The sequence below is a fragment of the Arthrobacter ramosus genome, from assembly GCF_039535095.1.
Lineage (GTDB): Bacteria > Actinomycetota > Actinomycetes > Actinomycetales > Micrococcaceae > Arthrobacter > Arthrobacter ramosus.
Genome location: NZ_BAAAWN010000001.1, coordinates 4,016,619 through 4,038,682, shown reverse-complemented (window position 1 = coordinate 4,038,682; position 22,064 = coordinate 4,016,619). Strand labels below are relative to the sequence as shown.

Annotated in this window: 21 protein-coding genes; 11 read left to right on the top strand and 10 right to left on the bottom strand. The window is 63.8% G+C overall.

Going from position 1 to position 22,064, the window contains the following annotated elements; translation table 11 throughout:
* Positions 1-118 precede the first annotated feature (118 nt).
* Positions 119-1,600 (top strand): purine-cytosine permease family protein, encoded by a 1,482-nt coding sequence (locus ABD742_RS18605; protein WP_234751478.1) that lies wholly within the window; start codon positions 119-121, stop codon positions 1,598-1,600.
* On the opposite strand, the gene ABD742_RS18600 is transcribed toward ABD742_RS18605, so the two are convergent.
* The 3 genes from ABD742_RS18600 to ABD742_RS18590 are packed head-to-tail and all read right to left on the bottom strand — an operon-like array spanning position 1,597 to position 4,187.
* Positions 1,597-2,439, bottom strand: coding sequence for an IclR family transcriptional regulator (locus ABD742_RS18600; RefSeq protein ID WP_234751479.1), 843 nt, complete (start codon positions 2,437-2,439; stop codon positions 1,597-1,599). The genes ABD742_RS18605 and ABD742_RS18600 overlap by 4 nt on opposite strands.
* Positions 2,440-2,497: 58 nt before the next feature.
* Positions 2,498-3,382 (bottom strand): hypothetical protein, encoded by an 885-nt coding sequence (locus ABD742_RS18595; RefSeq protein WP_234751480.1) that lies wholly within the window; start codon positions 3,380-3,382, stop codon positions 2,498-2,500.
* A gap of 19 nt (positions 3,383-3,401) precedes the next feature.
* Complete coding sequence (locus ABD742_RS18590; RefSeq protein ID WP_234751482.1) at positions 3,402-4,187, bottom strand: alpha/beta fold hydrolase; 786 nt, start codon at positions 4,185-4,187, stop codon at positions 3,402-3,404.
* 170 nt (positions 4,188-4,357) lie between these two features.
* Between ABD742_RS18590 and ABD742_RS18585 the strand changes: the two genes are divergently transcribed.
* The 4 genes from ABD742_RS18585 to ABD742_RS18570 are packed head-to-tail and all read left to right on the top strand — an operon-like array spanning position 4,358 to position 7,512.
* Positions 4,358-5,140 carry a phosphatase PAP2 family protein gene (locus ABD742_RS18585; RefSeq protein WP_234751483.1) on the top strand — a complete coding sequence of 261 codons (783 nt, stop codon included), beginning with the start codon at positions 4,358-4,360 and terminating at the stop codon, positions 5,138-5,140.
* Positions 5,141-5,150: 10 nt separating this feature from the next.
* Complete coding sequence (locus ABD742_RS18580; protein WP_234751485.1) at positions 5,151-5,804, top strand: DedA family protein; 654 nt, start codon at positions 5,151-5,153, stop codon at positions 5,802-5,804.
* Positions 5,805-5,809: 5 nt separating this feature from the next.
* Complete coding sequence (locus tag ABD742_RS18575; RefSeq protein WP_234751486.1) at positions 5,810-6,484, top strand: response regulator transcription factor; 675 nt, start codon at positions 5,810-5,812, stop codon at positions 6,482-6,484.
* Positions 6,485-6,495: 11 nt separating this feature from the next.
* A complete protein-coding gene (locus ABD742_RS18570; protein ID WP_234751487.1) occupies positions 6,496-7,512 on the top strand; it encodes a sensor histidine kinase in 1,017 nt (338 codons plus the stop codon).
* A 5-nt stretch (positions 7,513-7,517) separates the two neighbouring features.
* On the opposite strand, the gene ABD742_RS18565 is transcribed toward ABD742_RS18570, so the two are convergent.
* A complete protein-coding gene (locus tag ABD742_RS18565; protein ID WP_234751488.1) occupies positions 7,518-8,969 on the bottom strand; it encodes an HNH endonuclease in 1,452 nt (483 codons plus the stop codon).
* 177 nt (positions 8,970-9,146) lie between these two features.
* On the opposite strand from ABD742_RS18565, the gene ABD742_RS18560 reads away from it, so the two are divergent.
* Positions 9,147-10,421 (top strand): MFS transporter, encoded by a 1,275-nt coding sequence (locus ABD742_RS18560; RefSeq protein WP_234751604.1) that lies wholly within the window; start codon positions 9,147-9,149, stop codon positions 10,419-10,421.
* A gap of 1 nt (position 10,422) precedes the next feature.
* Here the strand turns inward: ABD742_RS18560 and ABD742_RS18555 are convergent, their stop codons facing one another.
* Together ABD742_RS18555 and ABD742_RS18550 are read right to left on the bottom strand one after the other, a co-directional pair.
* Positions 10,423-10,995, bottom strand: a complete 573-nt coding sequence (locus ABD742_RS18555; RefSeq protein WP_234751490.1) for an MOSC domain-containing protein — start codon at positions 10,993-10,995, stop codon at positions 10,423-10,425.
* Positions 10,996-11,641: 646 nt separating this feature from the next.
* Positions 11,642-12,556, bottom strand: a complete 915-nt coding sequence (locus ABD742_RS18550; protein ID WP_234751492.1) for a patatin-like phospholipase family protein — start codon at positions 12,554-12,556, stop codon at positions 11,642-11,644.
* A 303-nt stretch (positions 12,557-12,859) separates the two neighbouring features.
* Between ABD742_RS18550 and ABD742_RS18545 the strand changes: the two genes are divergently transcribed.
* Positions 12,860-14,044: a DDE-type integrase/transposase/recombinase gene (locus ABD742_RS18545; protein ID WP_344788725.1), complete on the top strand. Its 1,185-nt coding sequence runs from the start codon at positions 12,860-12,862 to the stop codon at positions 14,042-14,044.
* 42 nt (positions 14,045-14,086) lie between these two features.
* Here ABD742_RS18545 and ABD742_RS18540 read toward each other — a convergent pair whose 3' ends face one another.
* The 4 genes from ABD742_RS18540 to ABD742_RS18525 form a co-directional block, all read right to left on the bottom strand.
* Positions 14,087-15,253, bottom strand: coding sequence for an ABC transporter ATP-binding protein (locus ABD742_RS18540; protein ID WP_234751495.1), 1,167 nt, complete (start codon positions 15,251-15,253; stop codon positions 14,087-14,089).
* Positions 15,250-16,860 (bottom strand): ABC transporter permease, encoded by a 1,611-nt coding sequence (locus ABD742_RS18535; RefSeq protein ID WP_234751497.1) that lies wholly within the window; start codon positions 16,858-16,860, stop codon positions 15,250-15,252. The genes ABD742_RS18540 and ABD742_RS18535 overlap by 4 nt, the downstream gene beginning before the upstream one ends.
* Before the next feature lie 4 nt (positions 16,861-16,864).
* On the bottom strand, positions 16,865-17,920 hold the full coding sequence (locus tag ABD742_RS18530) for an iron ABC transporter substrate-binding protein (protein ID WP_234751498.1): 1,056 nt from the start codon (positions 17,918-17,920) through the stop codon (positions 16,865-16,867).
* 178 nt (positions 17,921-18,098) lie between these two features.
* Positions 18,099-18,671, bottom strand: coding sequence for a Chromate resistance protein ChrB (locus ABD742_RS18525; protein ID WP_234751500.1), 573 nt, complete (start codon positions 18,669-18,671; stop codon positions 18,099-18,101).
* A 195-nt stretch (positions 18,672-18,866) separates the two neighbouring features.
* Between ABD742_RS18525 and ABD742_RS18520 the strand changes: the two genes are divergently transcribed.
* From ABD742_RS18520 to ABD742_RS18505, 4 genes are all read left to right on the top strand, one after another.
* The gene (locus ABD742_RS18520) at positions 18,867-19,982 is read left to right on the top strand and encodes a COG4280 domain-containing protein (protein ID WP_234751502.1); all 1,116 of its coding nucleotides are present in this window, start codon (positions 18,867-18,869) and stop codon (positions 19,980-19,982) included.
* A gap of 141 nt (positions 19,983-20,123) precedes the next feature.
* Complete coding sequence (locus ABD742_RS18515; protein ID WP_234751503.1) at positions 20,124-20,378, top strand: flagellar FlbD family protein; 255 nt, start codon at positions 20,124-20,126, stop codon at positions 20,376-20,378.
* 3 nt (positions 20,379-20,381) lie between these two features.
* On the top strand, positions 20,382-21,209 hold the full coding sequence (locus tag ABD742_RS18510; protein ID WP_234751504.1) for a motility protein A: 828 nt from the start codon (positions 20,382-20,384) through the stop codon (positions 21,207-21,209).
* Positions 21,206-22,003 (top strand): OmpA/MotB family protein, encoded by a 798-nt coding sequence (locus ABD742_RS18505; protein WP_234751505.1) that lies wholly within the window; start codon positions 21,206-21,208, stop codon positions 22,001-22,003. Before ABD742_RS18510 ends, ABD742_RS18505 begins: the two co-directional genes overlap by 4 nt.
* The last annotated feature ends 61 nt before the right edge of the window (positions 22,004-22,064 follow it).

Below are 22,064 nucleotides of genomic sequence, written 5' to 3'. Positions count from 1 at the left end.
ATCGTCCGGGATATCGGACGAAAGATGGGCACCTTTCCGTGATCACTGTCACCTTGCGTGCTCTGATTGATTCTCAGTTGGGGACATCGGACTTCGGTTGTCAAAGTGAGGATCAGGCATGCAGGCCACAGGAAAAGCGCGAACGGGTGGGCCGCGCGTTGAGCGTCGTTCCATCGACTTTGTCCCGGAAAATGAACGCCATGGTTCGCCTGGCCAGCAGTTCACGCTCTGGTTCGGGGCGAACATGCAGATTACTGCCATTGTCGACGGCGCCTTGGCAGTACTGTTCGGCGCGGATGCGCTGTGGGCGATCATCGGCCTCCTGGTCGGAAACCTCTTGGGCGGCGCAGTCATGGCGCTCCACGCGGCCCAAGGGCCGAAGCTCGGCTTGCCGCAGATGATTTCCAGCCGGGCGCAGTTCGGAATCTTCGGGGCGGTGATTCCCTTGGTACTCGTGGTCGTGATGTACGTCGGTTTCGCTGCAACCGGTACCGTCCTCTCCGGACAGGCAATCAGCCTCATCCTTCACACGGGCACTCCGGCCGTGGGCATGATCGTCTTCGGGGTGTTGACCATCATCGTGGCGACCCTGGGCTACAAGTACATCCACATGTTGGGCCGCATTGCGACCGTCGTGGGTATCCTCGGCTTCACTTACCTGGGTATCAGGTTGTTGACCAGCCAGGACGTCGGAGCACTCTTGGGAGGCGGCGGTTTCGAGTTCCCCACCTTCCTGCTCGCCATTTCGCTTGGCGCGGGGTGGCAGCTGACGTACGGTCCGTATGTGGCCGACTACTCCCGGTACCTGCCTTCCAACACCCCAACACGCAAGACCTTCATGTCGGCGTACCTCGGCACAGTGATTGGTTCCCAGTGGTCCATGACCCTGGGCGCGCTTTTCGCTGCCCTCGCATTGCCCAAGGGCGCACGGTTCCTGGACGGCCAAGTCGCTTTCCTCGGGAATTTGAGTGGCGGCGGACTGATCGCGGTGGTCATTTACCTGGTCATCGTGACCGGAAAACTGACGGTCAACACGCTGAACGCCTATGGCGGCTACATGACCATGCTTACGTCGGTCACAGCGTTCACCCGCAAGTCAGCGGTAGCTTCATGGACCCGGTTCGCGTATGTGATCGGCTTCATCGGACTCTCGGTACTCATTGCAGTCCTTGCTTCCCCCGACTTCGTCGCCAACTTCAAGAACTTCGTCCTTCTCCTGCTGATGGTATTCATCCCCTGGAGCTCCATTAACCTGGTGGACTACTACCTGGTTTCCAAGGAAAAGGTAGACATTCCGGCCCTCTACGACCTGAACGGGCGCTACGGGCGTTGGAACAAGACCGCGCTGTTCAGCTACGCGATCGGCATCGTCGTCCAGATCCCGTTCCTGGCGCAGACCCTCTATACCGGCCCGATGACCGACCTTCTGGGCGGGGCGGATATCTCCTGGCTCGTAGGCCTCGTGGTCACGGCAGTCGTGTTCTACCCGCTGGCGAAGAGGAACTCCAACGCTCCGGCCGAGATGGTTTACCCGACGGAACCCGGCTCGGAGGCGGTAGCTCCGCTGGCCGGCTCAGTGCCGAACACCGCAGCAGTTTAGGCTTGGGTGCCGAGCCTGCGGGAAATCTCCCTGGCGCATCTGGTCACTTCCGGAATCCACTCCCGCGCGACGTCTTCAATGCGGACCGCCCGTTCCTCGGCGGTCTCGGCGTCTTTGGCCCGGTGCCGGGTGGATCGACCTGGAAACGCCCGGTTCGACACCGTCAACGTCACGCTGGCCACCGGATAGCGTTGGCGGTCGAGGACGGCGACGGCCACAGAGGAAAACCCCTCCGTGACCTCGTCCTGCTCCCAGGCGTATCCAAGCGACCGTGCCCGCGCCAAGAGATCCTGCAACGCGGGCAAAGATTGCGGGCCGTTGCTGTGGCGCTCCGCGAAGGCCTCCGGTCCCGGGAAAAGCGCAGCCACCTGGGCCGGGTCCATCTGGGCCATCATCGCCCTGCCGCTGGCCGTCAGGTGGGCCGGAAGCCGGACCCCGGTGTCGGTGACAAGGGGGCTTTGCCGCGGAGCCCGCTCCTCGATCACGTAGACGACGTCGCGCCCGTGCATCACGGCAAGATGGGCAGTCCGGCGGGTCCGGGCGACGAGCCGGGAAAGAGGGAACCGGGCAATCCGCTGGATCGGAGCTTGCCGCGAATACCCTGTCCCCAACTCATGAGCGGTCACTCCCAAGGCATACTTGCGCTCCTCGGGAAGGTGAACCAAAAAGCCGTCATCGATCAGCGAGGTAATGAGCTGATACGTGGTTGACCGGGGCAAGCCAACATCGCGCGCAATGATGGACGCGCTGACCGGGCCGGCCTGGCCTGCGACGTATCTAAGAACCGCCAGCACCTGGGCCGCAGCCGGTGCCTTGGGCCGCACGGATTGACTATACATTGTCCTAGAATACGCGCCGGAATGTCCGGTATATCGGACGTTGAGGCCACGCTCCGTTCTAGGACAATCCCTCCAAGCGGGCCCGCGCGGTTTCCGCGGTCCTGCGTTCCCGGGCGGCTAGCCGCACTGCCAGTTTGCGGTTCCGCTCGGCCAGGGTGATCGCCCACTCCGTCGCTGCAAGCTCCTGCTGCAACGCAGCCAGCTTGTCTTTGGCAGCTTTGACTTCGACGGCGAGTTGCTCGCTCCGGCGCACGGCCTCGGACTTTTCGCGCTCAGCCCGGGCGAGTTCCAAGTCGGCCTTGTCCGCATTGCGCTCAGCCTCCACGAGCGCAGTTTGTGCCTTCTCGCGTTCACGCTCCGAGTCAGCGCGGCCGCGCTGGGAGTCTGCCCGCCCGCCGTCGTCGGGCTCTTCTTGGGTGGTACCCGCCGCGGGAAGTGCGCCGGCAATCGCCACCGCGCCCGAGAGGTCCACGGGTTCCAATCCGTTCGTGGCGAGCGAACGCACCAACTGCCCGCTGCGGAGCTCCGCGGCAGCTCCGGGATCCGTCATCGCGGCCCTCAGCGTGGCCTCGATCTCCATCGCGGCGGCGCCACTGACCTTGACACCAAGGCCTTCCGCCACTGCCCGGGCCTGTTCGACGGCGGCGCCCAGGACGCGCGGGCGCTGCTGGCCGAGCGTGCGGAGGCGGTCGTGATCCTGCTGCTCCTGGGCCCTCCCGAGCGACGCCCCGAGTTCCAGGACGCCCGCGAATTCCTTGGTGCCGTGCCGGACGAGCATGTTGACGGCCCACGCCGCCGTCGAAGGCTTGGGCAACTGGGCGATCTGTTTCGCCAGTTCGGCGTCCCCCGCGGACTTGGCTTCCTTGGCCCGCGCAGTGCGGGCCGCCGTGAACGCCGAGGGAACCAGCGTGTAGAGCTCGACGGCGATCGCGGCCAGGTCCATCGTCTAAGCCAGCGCCGTACTAACCGGCCAGGAACTCAGCGAGTGCGTCAGCCATGACTCCGGGTTCCCAGCCGTGGTTGGCGCCCGGAATGGTGGTTTTGCGGGCACTCGGGATGTTGGCCACGATGGAGTCGGCCGCTTTCGGCATGATCGGGATGGTTTGCTCGCCGACGATCGCAAGGGTGGGCTGAGTGATGCCGGACCACAGCTGGGCGCGTGGCGCGGATTGGGTCCACGCGAGGGATTCGGCGTCGGCGGAAAGGCTCGGGCCCATTCCGAGCATGATGGGCCATCCCGGACTGTTCTTGGCGCCGGCCAGCCACTCCGGCGGCATGTCCTTCATGTAGTACTCGATGGTGCTGGCCTTGTCGCCGGATGCGATCCGTTCCTGGAGCCCGGCGAAGAATTCGGCCCCGCCGGTGCCGAGTTCATCGCTCAGGGGAGTCTCCCAGAGCGCCAGTTTCGTGACGGGTAGGCCTGCTGCCGCCGCTGCCAGGGAAATCGAGCCACCGGAAGAGCTCCCGAAGAGCGCAGCTTTGCCTCCTGCGATGTCGATGAGCGTGGCGAGATCGTCGATATTGTCCTTCAAGCTGAATGACGGAGCCTCGGCGCTTTCCCCGCGGCCGCGCCGGTCGAAGTTGAGGACCGTGAACCCCTTGCCGGCCAGAAGCTTGGCCATTTCCACGGTGTTGGGGTCGAAGCCCCTGAATTGCATCGCACCGCCAACCAGGACAACCGCAGGGCCCTCGCCGTATTGGTCATACCCGATGCGGGTACCGTCTTTCGAGATCGCAAATTCGGACATCCCGGATCCTTCGTTTTGGCGGACAGTAGGTTCCTAACTCTGGGGCTCAGTCACTTACGGGTCAAGGGGAGAAGGGCGCTGAGCAGGAGTTCTTAAGAGCTTCTTAAATGCCGCGCGCGAGAGTGGAAGCAGGCCGCGCAACGGCCGTCACCCCCCGAACCGGAGATTTCATGCGATCACACGCCAAGCAGAACACTTCCACGGAAGGCCGCAGTTCCGCCGTCGTCCGTCACAGTGTGCCGTTGCTTCCGCAGCCCAGGTACTGGCTTCTGTGGGGCATTGCCCTCGCCGCGGCAGTCCTTGCCATTGGCTTCAGCGTGCAGTCGGTAGCGGGCCTGACCACCAACGAATTCGGCGTTGACCAGGAACTCAGCCGCCATCACGTGGGGGCACTGACCACCGTGGCCATGGCACTGAACTTCCTCTTCGCCCCCGTAGCGGGAGTGTGCATTGTCCTGGTGATCGGCTTGTACGTTTTCCTGGTTCGGAAGTCCTTCGTGCGGGCGGTCATGTTTGTGCTCTTCGCATGTTCGGGCTGGGTTGCCAGCGAGGTGTTCAAACTCATCGTTGCCCGCCACCGGCCCAATCCTGCGCTTCTTTTCGACCCCCTGGCCCCGGAAACGGGTTCCAACAGCTTTCCCAGCGGCCATACCGCCTTCGCCGTAGCGCTCGCCTTCGCCTTGTACTTCCTGGTCAGGGGCACCCGATGGGGCGTCTTCACCGCGTGGGCCGGCGCCGTCTTGGCCGTAGTGGTGGCGTGGTCCCGGATCTACATCGGAGTCCACTACCCCAGCGACGTTGTGGCGTCATTCCTGGCCACCAGCGCCATAGTCATCGTCTTGGCCGGGCTCTGGAACCGGTACGTACCGCGAGTCATCGGGCGGCTGCCGTTTGGCGTTGCGTCAGAAGCAACCTCGTCAGAAGCAACCGCAACCCAAGCACACGGATCCTGAGGAGGACCCCATGCACGTACTTTCTGCCATGCCCGCATTCCTTGATCCCACCACCCTTCTTCAGGGCTTGGGTCCCGCGGCGCTGGGCGTAGTGGCGCTGATCGTCTTCATCGAATCCGGACTCCTTTTTCCCTTCCTGCCCGGTGACTCTTTGCTGTTCACTACCGGCCTGCTTCACCAGCAACTGCAGCTTGAACTGCCCGTGTTGATCGCCGTCGTATCGGCCGCCGCCATCGCCGGAGACCAGATCGGCTACATGCTCGGGCGCAAGTTCGGACGGCGCTGGTTCAAGGATGATGCCCGGGTCTTGAAGACGGCGCACCTGGACACGGCCGAGGAATTCTTCAAGCGCCGTGGCGGCCCCGCGATCGTCTTGGCCCGCTTTGTCCCCATTGTGCGGACATTTGCCCCGCTGAGCGCAGGCATCGCCCGCTACAACTACAAATCCTTCACCCTGTGGAACATCGCTGGCGCCGTCATTTGGGCAACCTCCGTGACACTCCTGGGCTCCTGGCTGGGCCACTATGAGTTCGTGGCCAAGAACATTGATGCGATCGCCGTCATCATGGTCCTGATCTCCGTCCTGCCGTGGGGAGTCGAGTTCCTCAAAAAGCGGCGCGAGGCCAAGGTGGGCGCCGCGAACGGGCATGCCGGGGAAGAATAGACAGCATGACAACAGCTGAGCGGCCGTCCCTCCTCCTGGTCGAAGACGACGCCGCTCTGGGGCCGCTCATCAGCGAACTCCTGGAGCCGGACTTCTCCGTTCACCTGGCTGTCAATGGGCGCGACGGGCTCCACCTCGGCTTGACCCGGAGTTGGGATGCGATGGTCATTGACCGGGGGCTGCCCGTCATGGACGGTATCGACTTGATCAAGGCCCTTCGGGGCAAGGGGATCGCCACCCCGATCCTCATCCTGACGGCGCTCGGTGCCACCGATGAGAAGATCCGAGGCCTTGATGCGGGGGCTAACGACTACATGAGCAAACCGTTCGACGCCATGGAGTTGGCCGCCCGCTTGCGAGCCCTCACCAGGACATACGCCCAGCCGCCCCAGACTCTGGGAATCGGGGACTGGGAGCTCGACGCCGGTGCCCGTTCCATGCGCTCTGTGTACGGTTCCGTGGTCACCCTGACGGCGAAGGAAGCCGGGCTTCTCGAAACCTTGGCCGGCGAACCCGAACGTGTCTTTACCCGTGAAGACCTCATCAACACCCTGTTCCATCCCACGGACCAGCCGGGCGTGATCGACACCTACGTCCACCACCTGCGCCGTAAGATCTCCAAAACGGTGATCCGGACGGTCCATGGCCTCGGATACCAGATCGGCGACCCCCATGACTGAGAACAATCCCCATGACTGAAAACCCGGACCAGGCGACGCTCCGCAAAGCCTCCCTCAAGATCGCGGTGCGGATCAGTGCGGCTTGCGCGATTTTGGTTCTTTGCCTGCTGGCGGCCGCCGCGATCTACCTCTTCAACCAGGCACAGCATCCAACGCTGCCTGGACCAGGCGAAACCGACTCGGTCTACGCGTATCTGGACACAAAAGACCTCCTGAAAGCGATGATCGTTGCCGGCATTGCGGGGATCCTCCTTGCCGGTGCCATCGGCTGGCTCAGCGCGCGGAGTGCCATCAGGCCCCTGGGGGAAGCGCTGGCATTGCAGCGACGGTTCGTCCAGGACGCCAGCCACGAATTGCGCACACCCCTGGCCATCCTGGATGCACGGGTCCAACTGGCCCAGCGCGATGCCCCCGCGGACTCAAGGACCGGGGAAGCACTCGCCCGCATCCGCAATGACACTGCGACCCTCACCGGCATCGTCAACGAATTGCTTGTGGCAGCCACCGGCTCGCCTCCGGATGCCGCCGCAGAGCCGAGCGATCTCGCCAAGTTGGCGGGCGCCGTCGTCGAGAGCTTGCAACAGCTCGCGGCGGAGAAGAACGTCCGCGTCACCCTGACGGAAAAGGACCGCCCCTTCGCCCTCATTGACAGCAATGGCTTCCGCCGGGCCCTCCTTGCCCTGGCCGACAATGCGCTGGCGCACACTCCCGCTGGCGGCCACGTCGGGATCACGACGGCGGTGCTCGGCAACCGCGCGGTGGTCACCGTCTCGGATTCCGGGGCAGGGATCAAGGGAGTGGACCAGACACGGATCTTTGACCGCTTCGTGAGGACACACAGCCCCGAAGGCGCACCGGGCCAGCGCAGCTTCGGAATCGGCTTGGCGTTGGTCCGTGAAATCATCACCGGGGCCCGCGGCACCGTGGAGGTTGAGCGCAGTGGTCCGCGGGGAACGATCATGAAGATCACGCTGCCACTTGCCCCGAAAGACACGGTTCCGAATGAAACGGCGCCAGGCTCGGCATAGCTTTCTCAGGCGGCTTGGAGTTCGGTGGCGTGGGCGTACCTCAGTGCTTTGGCGTGGTGTCGTAGCTTGCGGCGGTGGCGTCTGGAATGCGGGGCGGTATCGGGTGGGCCTGTGCCTTGTATCCCGGTACCGGGCAGGGGCGGGGCTGTGGATCGGTAGGTATGTCCGGTGGGGGTGCGGATTTCGAGGACGTGCCGTGTCCCGGAGCTGGTTCTTGCTCTCCAGCCGGTGAGTTCTTTGGTGTGGTTGCAGGCTTCGCACAGGCCCGCCCCGTTACTGAGGCTGGTGGGGCCGCCGTCGTGCCACGGGACGACATGATCGAAGTGCCGGATCGGTGCGTCGCAGTAGGGGGTGCGGCAGGTGTCGTCGCGGGCCTGGATGAATCGCCGCATGCCTGCCGGGAAAAGCCGCGCCCTCGAATCGGCGGCGACAAGGTCCCCGGTTCCGGGGGCGGTAAAGAGGCGCCGGAGCCAGACTTTGAGTTCTTGACCGCCCTCAGGGTCGCCGGTGAGCAGTGTCCTGGCCCAGGCCGCGGGGACGATGCCGTAGCCGGGCAGGCGTGCCGGTTCGGCATCGCCCTGGAAGAGGGTCCGGTCGGTCATGACGAGCTGGACCTCCACCCCGCTGATCCCGGCGGGGGTGCCGGTGATGCGTTCGACCAGGGCGTCTGCCATGATCTGCCCCCGGGACCGGGTCTCCCCTCCGGCGCGGAGGGTGTCGGCGTGCCGGGACAGGGCCGCGTGCACGGCCACCCCTTGGGCGACCGGCAGCAGGGCGGTCAGGTAGGTCATCGTGTCCGGGGCCGGGCGGAGGCTGACGTGCCGTTCGGCCGCCGCGTGGCTGGCACGCTGGGTGACGGAGCGCGGGTCCCGCCGGTAGGCCGCGGTCCGGGCCGCGGCGATGATCGCCCGGTCGCCGGCGCCGTCGAAGACTCCCGTGTCGGCGGCCAGTTCCTCATCCACGGCGCACCGGTCCTCGGCACTCAGGCAGGCCGTTTCCTTCACGAGCAGGGTCGCCCTCCACTCGTTCAGCTGCCCGGTGCCCAGGGCGGCGAGGGTGTGCGGCATTTCGGCCACGAGGGCTTTGGCGAGTCCGTGGAGCCGGGATCCGCGGGCGGGGGATTCCCGCCTGGCCAAAGCAATCTGGGCTCCGACGCCGCGTCCCCGTTCCTCGGCCGGGACGCCCAGATCCTTCTCGGCGCTGCGCTGGGCGGCATCGAATGCGACCGTGATCCTCGCCTGCGCGGCCGCGGCCGCGGACTTCAGATCCTCAAGGCCGCGCAACTGGTTTATCAACTCGGCGCGGTCGCCAGGTTCGGTGCCGGCGGCGTCGGGCCGGAACGAGGCAACGGCATCGATCAGATCCCGCACCCAGGTACCTAACACCGGAGCATCCGGAACCGCGCCGCCGGACGGCGCGCTTGATCCGATCAGCTGTGTTCCCCGGTTCCCGGCCATAACCAAAGCATTCCAGAGGGGTCTGACATTTTTAGGCGGGGCAACCAATCCAGCGAAACGATCGAATGATCGTCAGGACTTCCTGAGTTCCAGTCCCGCCCGGGTCTGGCGGGGATAGCCGAAGCAGACGAGAATGGCCTCGTGGTTCCCCCTCGTCCTGGCGGGGACAGCACCTTGATGAACCCCGCCGCCAGAAAGATTCAGAGCATCTTTCTCACGTTGACCCTTGGCAATACCCTTGCGGCTTCGTTCATTTGGGGGATCAATACCCTCTTCCTGCTGGATGCGGGACTCAGCAACCTCGAGGCCTTTGCGGCGAACGCTTTCTTCACGGCCGGGATGGTCGTCTTCGAAGTGCCCACTGGAGTGGTGGCCGATGGTTGGGGACGCCGCGTTTCGTTCCTTCTTGGCACTGTGACACTGGCCGGATCCACCTATCTCTACTTTCTGCTCTGGCAGCTTTCCGCCCCGTTCTGGTGGTGGGCCGTGGTATCGGTATTGCTCGGTCTGGGCTTCACTTTCTTCTCGGGTGCGGTGGAGGCCTGGCTCGTCGACGCGTTGCGCTTCACCGGATATGAGGGCGGCTTGGAGACGGTGCTCGGTCGCGGACAGATGGTGTCGGGTGCCGCCATGCTTGCGGGCTCAGTGGCTGGCGGGGTGATCGCGCAGGCCACCAACCTGGGCGTGCCGTTCCTGATTCGCGTGGGCGTGCTCCTCGCCATGTTCGTCGTGGCCTTCTTGCTCATGCGCGACGTCGGGTTCACCCCCGAACGCTCTGCCCATCCCCTCAAAGCGACCCGCGCCGTACTCGACGCCTCGATCGAGAACGGTTTGAAAAATCCGCCCGTAAGGTACGTGATGCTGGCAGCGCCGTTCAGCGCCGGCGTCGGGATCTATGTGTTCTATGCCCTGCAGCCGTACCTGCTTCAGCTCTTCGGTGACCGGCGCGCGTACTCCGTGGCCGGGCTGGCGGCGGCCATCGTGGCCGGAGCGCAGGTGTTGGGCGGGTGGCTTGCACCGCGTATCCGGCGCCTCGTTCGCAAACGCACTTCGGTGTTGATTCTGAGTGGAGTGGTGAGCGCATCGATTCTAGTGGTGCTCGGGTTCACGGGTGTTTTCTGGGTGGCCCTTGCCTTGTTGACGTTCTGGGCCATGGTCGACTCGGCGGCCACACCGGTACGGCAGGCCTACGTGAACGACATGATCCCCTCGAAGCAGCGGGCAACAGTGCTTAGCTTCGACTCGCTCATGGCCTCGAGCGGCGGAGTGGTGGTGCAGCCGCTGCTCGGCCGGGCGGCGGATGTGTACGGCTATTCCACCTCATTGGCGATCAGCGGCGTCATCGAGCTGATCGCAGTGCCGTTCCTGGTGGCGAGTCGTCGGCAGGGCTCTTCGGCCGATCAGGCCAGCTCCTCGATCGCCACATCCGACGCGGAACCCCGTAGGAATTGACCTACGGAAGCCGTGAAGCCCGGAGCAGCGTGGCCTGGCCGGCCTTGTCGGGGTCAAGCGGTACGGGGCTAATTAGCACAGCTGGGCCACGATGCAGAATGCCATCCGAAAGCGGTTGGCAGCGCACGCCGCCCCGGCCTCGCATGGCGGCGTGCGCGCCCGGAGCCAGGACTTGGTCCATCCAAGCGCAGGGGTGGGCAGGCCGTCCGCCCCGGAACCGTACAAGGCCGCCGCCGGATTCCAATGCGAACTCCCCGCCCAACAGGGGAGCCAGGTGGGCTCCTCTCAGGACTACGTTGCGGCGCGTGAGGAGCGGGTCAAAGGGTGCGACGCCCAACTCAGCAGCCATCGCTTCGAGAGACTCGATGGCTATCAAGGTGACTGCGGCATCCATGTGCGCGGCCTTGCCGAAGAACCGGTCACCGACGATGCCGTTGCCGCTTACGACGTCGACCTGCTCGGCATCCGTGGTGGGCACCTCGGCGGCACCATCGCGTGCACGACCGAAGTAGGCGTGGCCGGATGACACGAGAAGATGCAGGATCTCCACGTCGTATCTGTAGCTTGCGGTCATGCCATAAGGCTATGCCTGTCCCGGAGTCAGCAACCCCGGGCGTTCTAATCTGAAACCTTGAAAGCTAGTTCTTGCGACGCTGGAAATCAGCGAACGCTCCGATGCCGGTTCCAACAAGGGCGATACCCACAAGTATTGCCCACCATAGTTGCATACTCCCGGCGGCCTTTATGAATAGCAGAACCGCTACCAGCGCAAATAGAAGCAGGGAAATAGGAATGTCGCGAGTATCTTTAGGAGTCAAAACACGCTTCCTTGATCCACGACCCCACTGGCGACAAGCGCGACAAGTAGAAGACTTCCGATTGAACCTAGCTTAGATCTGTTTGACATGGATCACCTTTCAGAGAGAGGCAGGTGCTTCACGATCAAATTATGCATATGAGGCAATGAGGCAAGAGTTTTATGAAACAGGTCGAGGGAATTGTTTTTCGCCACTAAATTTATGACTTTTGACCACTCAATTTCAGGTATCCATCACTCAATAGGATCAAAAAATCTTGACATTAATGCGATTCTTATGATCGAGGATGTAGCCGGGGACTGAGCTGCGAAGGTGACCGAGGCGGCGGTTGACCGCCTCGGTCGGCCTCCTAGGCATGAACGGTTGTCGTCACGCCTACAGCGTCAGTAGGGTTCGATCCACTCAGCTCCAGAACTCGGCGAGCTGCCCGGCAAGGGCTATGCCTTGCTCGTAACCCGCCTGGGCCGCGGGTGGACGCAGCGACAGATCCATGGCATTGGCGCCGAACATGTGCTCGGAGTTGCTGTCCGGGAAGATCGTTTCGACTCTGCTGCCGTGTGCGCGGAGTTCGTCGACCTGCGTTTCGAGATGCGTGCCCCAATCCAGCGGTTGCAATGACCTGCCGCCGAAGGGCGAGAGCACCAGGACCCGCTCGTATCCGGCTGCCAGATCGGCATTCTCGGCGTTGGATCGGTAACCGCCGTCGATGTATCGGTTGTCTCCGATCCTGTAAGGCATACCACTGGAACAGCTGGCGGCCACGGCGTCCGCCAGGCCGACTCCGCAGTCGCGGTCGAACGCGACGGGTTCACCGGAACGGGCATCGACCGCCGTGATGAGCACCGTCCGTTCCGGCCAGTGCTGGCTGGGTAGCCGCGCGGCGACGGTGGTGCGCCATTGTGTTGACCAGGAGCCATCCGACGCCGCATCCATCTCGAGCGCTGCCGCGCCCAGTCGCCGGCGCATGTCAGCCACGTCCTGGGCATCGGCGATGATCTTGTTGATCCGCTCCAGGTGGTTCACTACTGGCCTGGCCGGTGCGCGTCCCGGTCCGGACCCGACTGGAGCGGACCGTTGCTGTGGAACAGCGTCAAGGATGGCAGCAAGCAGTTCAGTCGGGGTTGCGCCAGCAATCTGGGCTGCGGCCGTCGATCCGGCCGACGTGCCGACGGTCACATCGGTGTCGGTCACGTCCAGCCCGGCTTCGAAGAGGCCGGAGATGACGCCGATCAGCCAGGCATTGCCTGTCGATCCGCCGCCGCCGAGGACCAACGCTCGCTCGCGGGAGTGTAAAGATGAAGAAGGTGTTGTGCTCATGGGAGTCGCCTTTCGCGAATTGCCTGTTTGGCGCTCCCGGTGGCGACTAAGTCAGTCGCGCGATCGTGGACTGCAGGGGAGCACCCATTGCGGATACTGCGTTCATGGGACTCACCTCCTGCTGATAGATCACGATCGCCGCAACGCTAGCACGCCCGCGACGCAGTGTGCAACGGGCCGCGTTGACTCATTGAAAACCTCGCGTAGCCGGATACGTTGCCTCATTTGAAAACCTCCGCGTAGCGGCGTGGTTCGCAGGTGTGGCGGCGGTTGGGGGCTATGCCCGTTTTCATGGAGCTAACGATGGCCCAGCGGCAAGCTGTGACGAAGAAGAAGGCCCTCGCCTATAAGGGTGCTGATCGTGCCGGGAAGTCCCGGATTCTGGACGAACTGGTCGAGCTGACCGGGTGGCACCGCGACTACGCCCGGGCGGCGTTGCGGGACGCCCTGGTGTTGAAGATCGTCAGACCACGCCCGGGCAGGACCCCGGTGTACGGGCCTGATCTGCTGCCGGCCCTCATCAAGTGCTGGGCCGTGCTGCGCGCCCCTGCCGGCAGGCTGCTGGCCCCGATGCTGGCTGTCCTGGTGCCGCTGCTGCGCCGGGACCGGGAGCTGGAGCTGACCGATGAACAGGCCGGACTGCTGATGCGGATGAGCGCAGCGACCATCGACCGGAAACTCGCCGGCGAACGGGCGAAACTTTTCCCCCGGGGACGGTCCCATACCAAGCCCGGATCGCTGTTGAAATCCCAGATCCCGGTGAGGACCTGGGCGGAGTGGGACGATGCCGTGCCTGGGTTCGTTGAAATCGACCTGGTCGGGCATGAAGGCGGTGTGGCGTCCGGACAGTTCTGCTTCACCTTGACCGTGACGGATATCGCGACGGGATGGACGGTAAACCGGTCGGTTCCGAACAAGGCCCAGAAATGGGTGTTCGCAGCCCTGCAGTACGCGCTGGGCCGGTTCCCGTTCCCGATCCTGGGGATCGACTCAGACAACGGGTCCGAGTTCATCAACGACTACCTGCTGGCCTACTGCCACGCGCACGAGATCACCTTCACCCGCTCCCGGCCCGGCAACAAAAACGACGGAGCCCACGTGGAGCAGAAGAACTGGGCCAGGGTCCGGGAACTGGTCGGCTACCTGCGCTACGACACCGCCGCGGAACTGGCCAAACTCAACGAGATCTGGGAGCTGGACCGTGTCTTCACCAACTACCTGCTGCCCCAGCAGAAGCTACTCTCCAAGCAGCGGCACGGCGCGAAAGTCACCAAGAAACACGACGCCCCCGCCACACCCCACCAACGCGCGATCCGGCATGAACGGATGCACAAACGCCCGGTCATCCAGATGAACGCCGCCTTCAAACGCATCAAGCCCGGAGCCCTCTCACGCCAGATCCTGGCGCTCACCGGGCAGCTGGAAACACTGGCCTTAGCCAAGAAACCAGCACCCCTCAAACCCGTCAACCGCGCCTGGAACCACTAGGCATCCCGGAGGCTCTTCAATGAGGCAACAGGCGGGCCGGCATCAGGTGCCAGCCAAATCCTCCACAGGGAACGCCACGCCTTCGCCCACCACGCGGAGGCACAGTTCCGTGCCGGGCTTGGTGATGGAAGCGTTCCAGTGCCGGATGGTGATGATTTCGCCACCTCCCGGGTAGACCAAGGATGCGCCGGCCGCCGCAACGCGCGGAGCGAGCTTGATGCGCACCGTGGTCTCCGGGCCGAAGTAGTCGGTATCAACCACGACGCCGCGGATGGGACCATCGGGCGCAATCCGGATCTGTTCCGGGCGGAGCATCAACTGTACGAGGCCCTGTGCCGGGGGACGGCGTACGGGTATGCCTCCCAAGGAACACGTGGCCAGGGAGCCTTCCATCCACGCGTCCAGGATGACGGCATCGCCGAGGAATTCGGCCGTTGCCCGGTCTGCGGGGCGCGTGTACACAACGAACGGGTTGCCGATCTGCGCCAGCTTGCCGCCGCGCATGATCGCCACTTGATCCGCGAAGGACAGGGCCTCGGCTTGATCGTGCGTCACCAAAATGGTGGTGACCCCGGCTTCGTTCAGGACCTTCGCTACGGCGCGCCGGGTGGCCACGCGGAGGCCTGCGTCGAGCGCGGAGAACGGTTCGTCGAGCAGCATGAGTTGCGGTTCGCGGGCCAGGGCCCGGGCGAGTGCCACCCGTTGCTGCTGGCCTCCCGAGAGTTGGTGGGGCCGCCTCTTTGCCATGTCTGCATCGAGGGAAACCATGTCGAGCAACTCCTGGACGCGCGTCTTCACGGCGCGCCGGCCGCCGTCGAGCGCTGACTTGTCCAGCCCGAACGCGATGTTTTGCCCCACCGTAAGGTGCGGGAAGAGCGCGCCGTCCTGGGCAACATAGCCAACATGCCGCTTGTGGGCGGGTACCCAGATCCCGTTCCCGGCTACCTTGTTTCCGCTCAGGCTGATCGAACCGGTGTCCGGGTGTTCAAAGCCGGCGATCAAGCGCAACAGGGTGGTCTTGCCGGAACCGGAAGGCCCGACGATGGCGGTGGTTCCACCCTTGGCCACGGAGAGGTTCACGCCCTTCAGCACGGCCTGCGAGCCGAAGTTCTTGGTGACCTCGGCGATGTCCAGATGTGTGTTGGTGGTGGGAGCCACCGAAGCCGCTATGCGGGGTGACGGAAGCCTTGAGGGGGATTGTTCGGTCACTGTCCGGCTACTTTCTTGGACTGTTGGAAAAGCAAGTACGTCATGGGGGCAGACAACAGGATCATGAGCAAGGCGTAGGGTGCCGCGCCCGAATAATCGATCTCGCTGCTCTTGCTCCAAAACTCGGTGGCCAGGGTGTGCGTGCCGTTGGGGGATAGCAGCAGTGTTGCCGTCAGTTCGTTGACGATGGCGAGGAACACCAGCGCAGCCCCGCCGGCGGCGGCCGGAGCTGTAAGGCGCAGCGTCACTTTCAAGAAGGACACCAGCGGGGCCTTGCCGAGCGATTGCGCAGCCTCGTCGAGTTCCTTGGGGGCCTGGGCCAGTCCGGAACGGATGTTGACCAGGGCCCGCGGCAGGAACAGCAGCACATAGGCAGCAATCAGGACCCCGGACGTCTGGTACACGCCCGGAACCATGCGGATGCTCACGGTCACAAAGGCGAGGCCCACCACGATGCCGGGCAGGGAACTGGTGACGTAATTGGAGAGTTCCAGCATCTTGCTGAACCAGCTCGGGTGCCGCACGGCCAGATAGGCCATGGGGAAGCCGACGACGATTGTCGCCGCGGCGCCCGCGGTGCCGTAAGCGAGGGTCTGGAGCAGTGCCGGAAGGAATTCGTCGGCTGACCAGACGCGGGCGCCACCGGCCAGCACCCAGCGCAGGACAAAAAAGATCGGCAATCCGAAGGCCAAAACGGTGAGGGCAAGCAGGGCGAGCTGTGACGGAATCTGGTAGTGGTGCAGAGGAAGCCTGGTTGGCTTGGCCTGGGCGCCGGAACCGATGCGGGCGTAGCGTGCGTTACCGCGGCTCCTGACTTCGGCCAGGAGCAGGATGAGGCAGAAGAACACCAGGACGCTCGCCAACATGTTCCCGGCGGTGCCGTTGAACGTGGATTGGAACTGGGTCATGATCGCGGTGGTGAACGTGTCGAAGCGGATCATCGCGAACGCGCCGTATTCGGCCAGCAGGTGCAGCGACACCAGGAGCGCGCCACCAGTCATGGCGATCCGTAGTTGAGGCAGGACAACCCGGAAGAAGATGGCCCACGGTCCCAAGCCAAGGGAGGCTGCGGACTGCTCAATCGCGGGGTCGAGGCGCCCAAGCGTCGCCGCCGCGGGAATGTAGACAAGGGGGAAATAGGACAGCGTTGCGATGAGTACGCCGGACCAGATGCCCTCCAGCGAGGGGACTGCGGTCACCCACGCATAGCTGTTGACGAACGCCGGGATGGCCAGTGGGGCTGCCAGGGCCACGGCCCACCAGCGATGTCCCCGAAGTCTGGTCCGCTCCACGAGCCACGCGCCACCGACTCCCAACACCAGGCATATGGGCACCGTAAAGACCACCAGCATGACGGTGTTGAGGAGCAGCTCGCCAACGCGCGGCCGGAAGATGAGCGCGACGGCGGTGTCCCACCCCGTCGCGGCCGTCATGTAAGCGACGTACCCCAGCGGGATGAGCGAAAACAGTGCGATCAGCACGGCCAGGAGGGATATTGCGGAAACGCCGAAAGGCGGGCGGGGGCGCTTGCCCCTGCCCGCCGTCGTCGTGCTCGCCGAAGCCCCGGGAATTTCCGGGGAGATGCGGGCCGATAGATCAGTGGTCACAGAATTACAGCAGTCCTGCCTTGGTCATCAGGTCGGTGACCTTTGCGGAGTTCAATTTGGCCGGATCCACGGCGGGAGCTTGCAGATCCTTGATGGGAACGAGTTTAGCGTTCGAGTCCACGTTGGAAGCGATCGCGTATTCGTAGGAAGTGCCGTTCTTGAGGACTTCCTGGCCCTGCTTGCCGGTGATGAACTTGATGAAGGCCTGGGCAGCTGCGGAGTTCTTGGAGGATTTCAGCACGCCGCCGCCGGAGACGGACAGGAAGGCGCCCGGGTCCTGGCTCTTGAAGAAGTACGGGGTGACCTTGTTGGAGTTCTCGCCGGTCTTGGCCTGGTCGCCGTAGTAGTAATAGTGGTAGATCAACGCGGCGTCGACTTCGCCGGCGTTGACTGCCTTCATCGCAGTGCTGTTGCCCTTGTATGCCTTGAAGTTGTCCTTCATGCCTTTGAGCCACTCCGTGGTGGCGGCCTCCCCCTTTTGTTCGAGGAGGGCCGCAACGATGGCCTGGAAGTCAGCGCCCGACGGCGAAGCGGCCCACCGGCCCTTCCACTCCGGCTTGGCCAGATCCAGCATTGACTTGGGCAGCTTGTCGTCGCTGATCTTGGTCTTGTCGTACACCAGGACGGTGGAGCGGGCAGCAATGCCTGTCCACTTGTTGGTGGACGGACGGTACTCGGCCGGGACCTGGTCCACGGTGGCCTTGTCGATGTCGGCAAAGAGGCCGGCGTTCTCAACCTGGGCCATGGCGGGGGAGTTCTCCGTGAGGAAGACGTCGGCCGGAGATGCCGCGCCTTCCTGGACGATCTGGTTGGAGAGCTCGGTGTCGGAACCTTGGCGGACCGTGACCTTGACGCCGGTCTGCTTCGTGAACGCGTCTACCCATTCCTTGGTCAGGGTGTCGTGCTGGGCGTTGTAGACGGTGATTTCGCCGGCCACTTTAGTGGAAGTAGCAGTGTCGGTGGCTGCGGAGGAGGCGGTGCCGTTGCCGCAAGCGGCCAAGCTGAGGGCTGCAGTGGCGGCGAGTGCGATGGCGGTCAGCGCATTTGCGCGAATCTTCATGAGGGCTTCTTTCTGCGAGCAAATCCAAGGGAGCCCGGGGGAAGGAACTGCGGGCTCACAGCTTGAAACTTTAGGTTAGCCATACCTAAATTTCCATCCAGAATGCCCCATCGTGACCGGAATCACATGTATTACGCAAGATTTACATGACCTAATACGCGGGCAGTGGACGTGCCGCTCAGTGCGCCTCGGATTCTTCTGAGTAGACCCTGCTTGCGTAGTCCTCCAAGGCCTGTGCGCATTGGGCCAGGGCGGCATCCGCCTCAGTGGAACCAGGTGCCTGGAAGGTGTCACGCGCCCGGATCTTGGCGAGCCAGTTGACGAGCTTTGTGTAGTCGACCTCGTTTTCCTCGAGCTCGGCATACGTGAAGTGGTTGGCCTGGTATTCCTTCTCGATCCCGGCGAGAAAATCCTTGCAACGGTCAACGATCTCGTCGTATTCATCGGTGCGGGCCGATTGGTAGAGGTTCAGGATGTGGGAGTCGCCTGCGATGACGGTGGAAGACATCAGGATTGCCGTTCCGGGCATGTCAAGGATTTCGTGGCGCAGTTTCTGGAGTGCCCGTTCCGCTGCCGGTGACTTCGGGAGCGCTGCGATCGAGTTTTGCAGATAGACGGCGCCCAATCCTTTGAGCCGCCGCCAGACCGCTGCCCGCAACCGGGTGGGCTCGGAGGGGACGCGATAGACGAGGATCAGCCATTCGGCTGCCTCTCCCGCGTCCGGAGTATCGGTCGATTCGGCAAGGCGCATGTTCGGATTCTATCCGCCGCCGCCCCGCCACCACTCTGTGGCTCCCGTCTGGCTTTCCAAAGGCGTCAGGGGCGGGGTGTTGACAGCCCTTAACTTTTCATACACCAGAACAGTAGAATCTGTTATGAGCCTAAGGTCACGATCATTAGGTTGATGATCTAACAGCGGTTACAACTTCGAAAGAGAGCGACACCCTTGAATACCACTGCGTTGCTGCTGTCCGTCTTCCTTGCCTGTTTGGTCGAAGCAGTGGAAGCTGCCACCATCGTCCTGGCGGCAGGCACGGCCCGTGACTGGCGTTCAGCCCTTTCCGGCGTCGGCGCCGGCCTGGTTGTCCTGGCCGCCGTCGTCATCGTCTTCGGGCCCGCGATCGCCCTGATTCCCTTGGACGTCCTGCGCATTTTCGTCGGAGGGCTCCTCCTTGTCTTCGGCCTCCAGTGGATGCGCAAGGCCATCCTTCGCGCCAGTGGTCACAAGGCCCTCCACGACGAGGACGAGATCTATCGTCGGGAACTTGCCGCGGCAGAGTCCGCGTCCGGTGGGTCCCGCTTCGGAGTGAGCGATTGGTACGCCTTCACCCTCTCCTTCAAAGGCGTCCTGCTCGAAGGACTGGAAGTTGCGTTCATCGTGGTCACCTTCGGCAACATCCAAGGTCAACTCGGACTGGCCGCGTGGACCGCCGCAGCGGCAGTTGTCCTGGTGGCCGTGGCGGCGATCATCGTGCGCGGACCCCTTTCCCGCGTGCCGGAGAACACCATGAAGTTCATCGTCGGCATCATGCTGACGGGCTTCGGCATCTTTTGGGGCGCCGAGGGTGCAGGCGCCGTGTGGCCCGTGGCTGATCTTTCCCTCCTGGTCATCATCCCGGCCTTGGCTGTCATCGCGCTGGCGATCGTGCTTGTGCTTCGCCGCCGCCCGTCCAAAGCAACGCCCGCCGCGGTGTCCGCGCCAGGCCATTCCGACCCGGGCTTCAGCGGTGCCATCCCCGACGGCGGTTCTCCGGCGGGAGCATCCTTGGAATCAGCTGATCCGGAAACCGCCGCAGCGCGGACCCGCACCGTGACCGCCGGGGCGACCCCTCCTGAAGGGCCACGCAAGACCTCGGTGGTGGAGTCGCTGAAGCGGTTCGGCTTGTTCTGGTACGACTTCATCATTGGCGACGACTGGAGGGTGGCCCTTGCCGTAGCCGCGTCCTTCGCGGTCACCGCGGCGCTGAGCTCCGCGGGAGTCGCGGGAAGCTGGTTGGTGGTCCCCGCCGTCGCGGTTTTGACGCTTCCCATGGCGCTTTCCCGCTTGGTCCGCAAGTCCTGACCGCGGTCGATGGACCCGGGCTGATGGGGTAGCTGGAGAGACGCAGATCGGCTGCAAGCTAACGCAAGCGTGCCGCTGGCCGACAGTAGGAACTGAACCGCCCTCCTACAAGCGCCTCCCTAGCTAAAGCAGAAACGGCCCATGATCGTTGTCACCCGCCTGAACGGCACCCGCTTTGCCGTGAATCCGGACATTATTGAACGGATCCACGAGAGCCCGGACACCCACCTGGTGACGCTCGACGGCGCTACGTACGTTGTGCGGGAAGGCCTCGCGGAGGTAGTGGAACTGATTGCGAATTACCGGGCCTATATTCTTCGGCGGGCACAGGATCTCCCCACCGTGACGGGCTATCCCTTGAGCCTCGTGCGCACACCGGACCCGGACGGAAGGTAAGCCATGGATCCCTCAACAATAATCGGCCTGTTCCTGGCCTTCGGCTCGGTGGTCGCCATGGTGACCCTCGAAGACGCCAACCTCATGGCCCTCCTGCTTCCCGCGCCCATGGTCCTGGTTTTCGGTGCCACCCTGGCCGTAGGTCTGGCCGGGAATACCTTCCGGGACACCGTGCGGGCGTTCAAGGACCTCCCCAAAGCGTTCAAGGGAAAGACGGACAAGCCGCAGGACAGTATCGACCAGCTGATCGGCTTTGCCGAGAAAGCCCGGAGCGAGGGTCTTCTATCGCTTGAAGAAGCGGCTGTGGACGAGAAAGATCCCTTTCTGGCCCGGGCACTCCAGAACATCGCCGACGGTACGGATGCTGAAGAGCTGCGCATCCTCATGGAAGACGAGATCGATTCCAAAATGCGCAGCGACCACGTCTCTGCCAAATTCTTCGCCAGCTTGGGCGGTTACGCACCAACCATCGGCATTATCGGCACGGTGGTATCCCTGACCCACGTCCTTGAAAACCTCTCCTCCCCGGATCATCTGGGACCAATGATCGCCTCCGCTTTCGTGGCTACCCTCTGGGGTTTGTTGTCCGCGAACTTCATCTGGTTGCCGTTCGCCTCGCGGCTCAAACGACTGTCCGAGCTCGAAATCGAGCGGATGACCCTCCTGATGGAGGGCATCCTGGCGGTGCAAAACGGGACCCAGCCTCTCCTGCTCGCCGAACGGCTCCGTGCCATGGTTCCCGCAGACAGGCTCGGCAAAGCGAAATCCGCAAAGAAAAGCGACGACGACGAAGCCCGCCCCGGCAAATTCGCTTCGTCCAAGGCGGCATGAGGTCCCGGCGCCGCCGCGGTTCTCCTCCGGCGGAAGAACACGTCGACGAACGCTGGATGGCTTCCTACATGGACATGGTTACGGTGCTCATGTGCATGTTCATCGTGCTCTTCGCAATGTCCACCGTGGACCAGGCCAAATTCGACAAGCTCCGCAATTCGCTGGCCACGGGTTTCGGCACGGTGGCCAGCCAGAAGGTGGACACCGCCACCGGGACCGTCGTTCCGCCGGAATACACAAGCGCCGACGCCCAGGGATTCTCCAACCTGGACCTGGCCCTCAAGGAAGCGGACCGGCTCACCGCCTTGCGCGACGAGATGAAGTCCAAGCTCGACGCCGCGGGGCTGGGTGCCAATGTGCAGTTCCAGATCAGCGAACGCGGACTCACGGTGAAACTCGTAGGATCGCAGACCTTCTTCGAACCCGACCGGCCGGAACTCACGCCCCGCGCGAGCGAGGTTCTTGGCATGATTGCACCTCCCATGGCCAAGGCGGCCCTTGAGGTCATGGTCGAAGGCCATGCCGCCAACGGCGTCACCTCGTACCCCTCCACGTGGGAGCTCTCTTCGGCGCGCTCCGTCAACGTCCTGAGGTACCTCGTCGACCATGGGGGCATTTCGGCAGGGCACATCGGCGCCGTCGCGTTCGGATCCGCCAGGCAGGTCAACGATGATTCCACCGAGGCGCTGATGGAGCTCAACCGCAGGGTCGACGTCGTCGTCCTCTCGGATAAACCCGAAGTAGTCCGCGCCCTCATCCCCGAGGCACTCAAGGCGAGGGCCGGCGGCCAATAGGGCGGCGCGCTTGTCGCGGCAGGCGACCGGACGGCGTCGGGATCCGTGGAAATGACCAGCG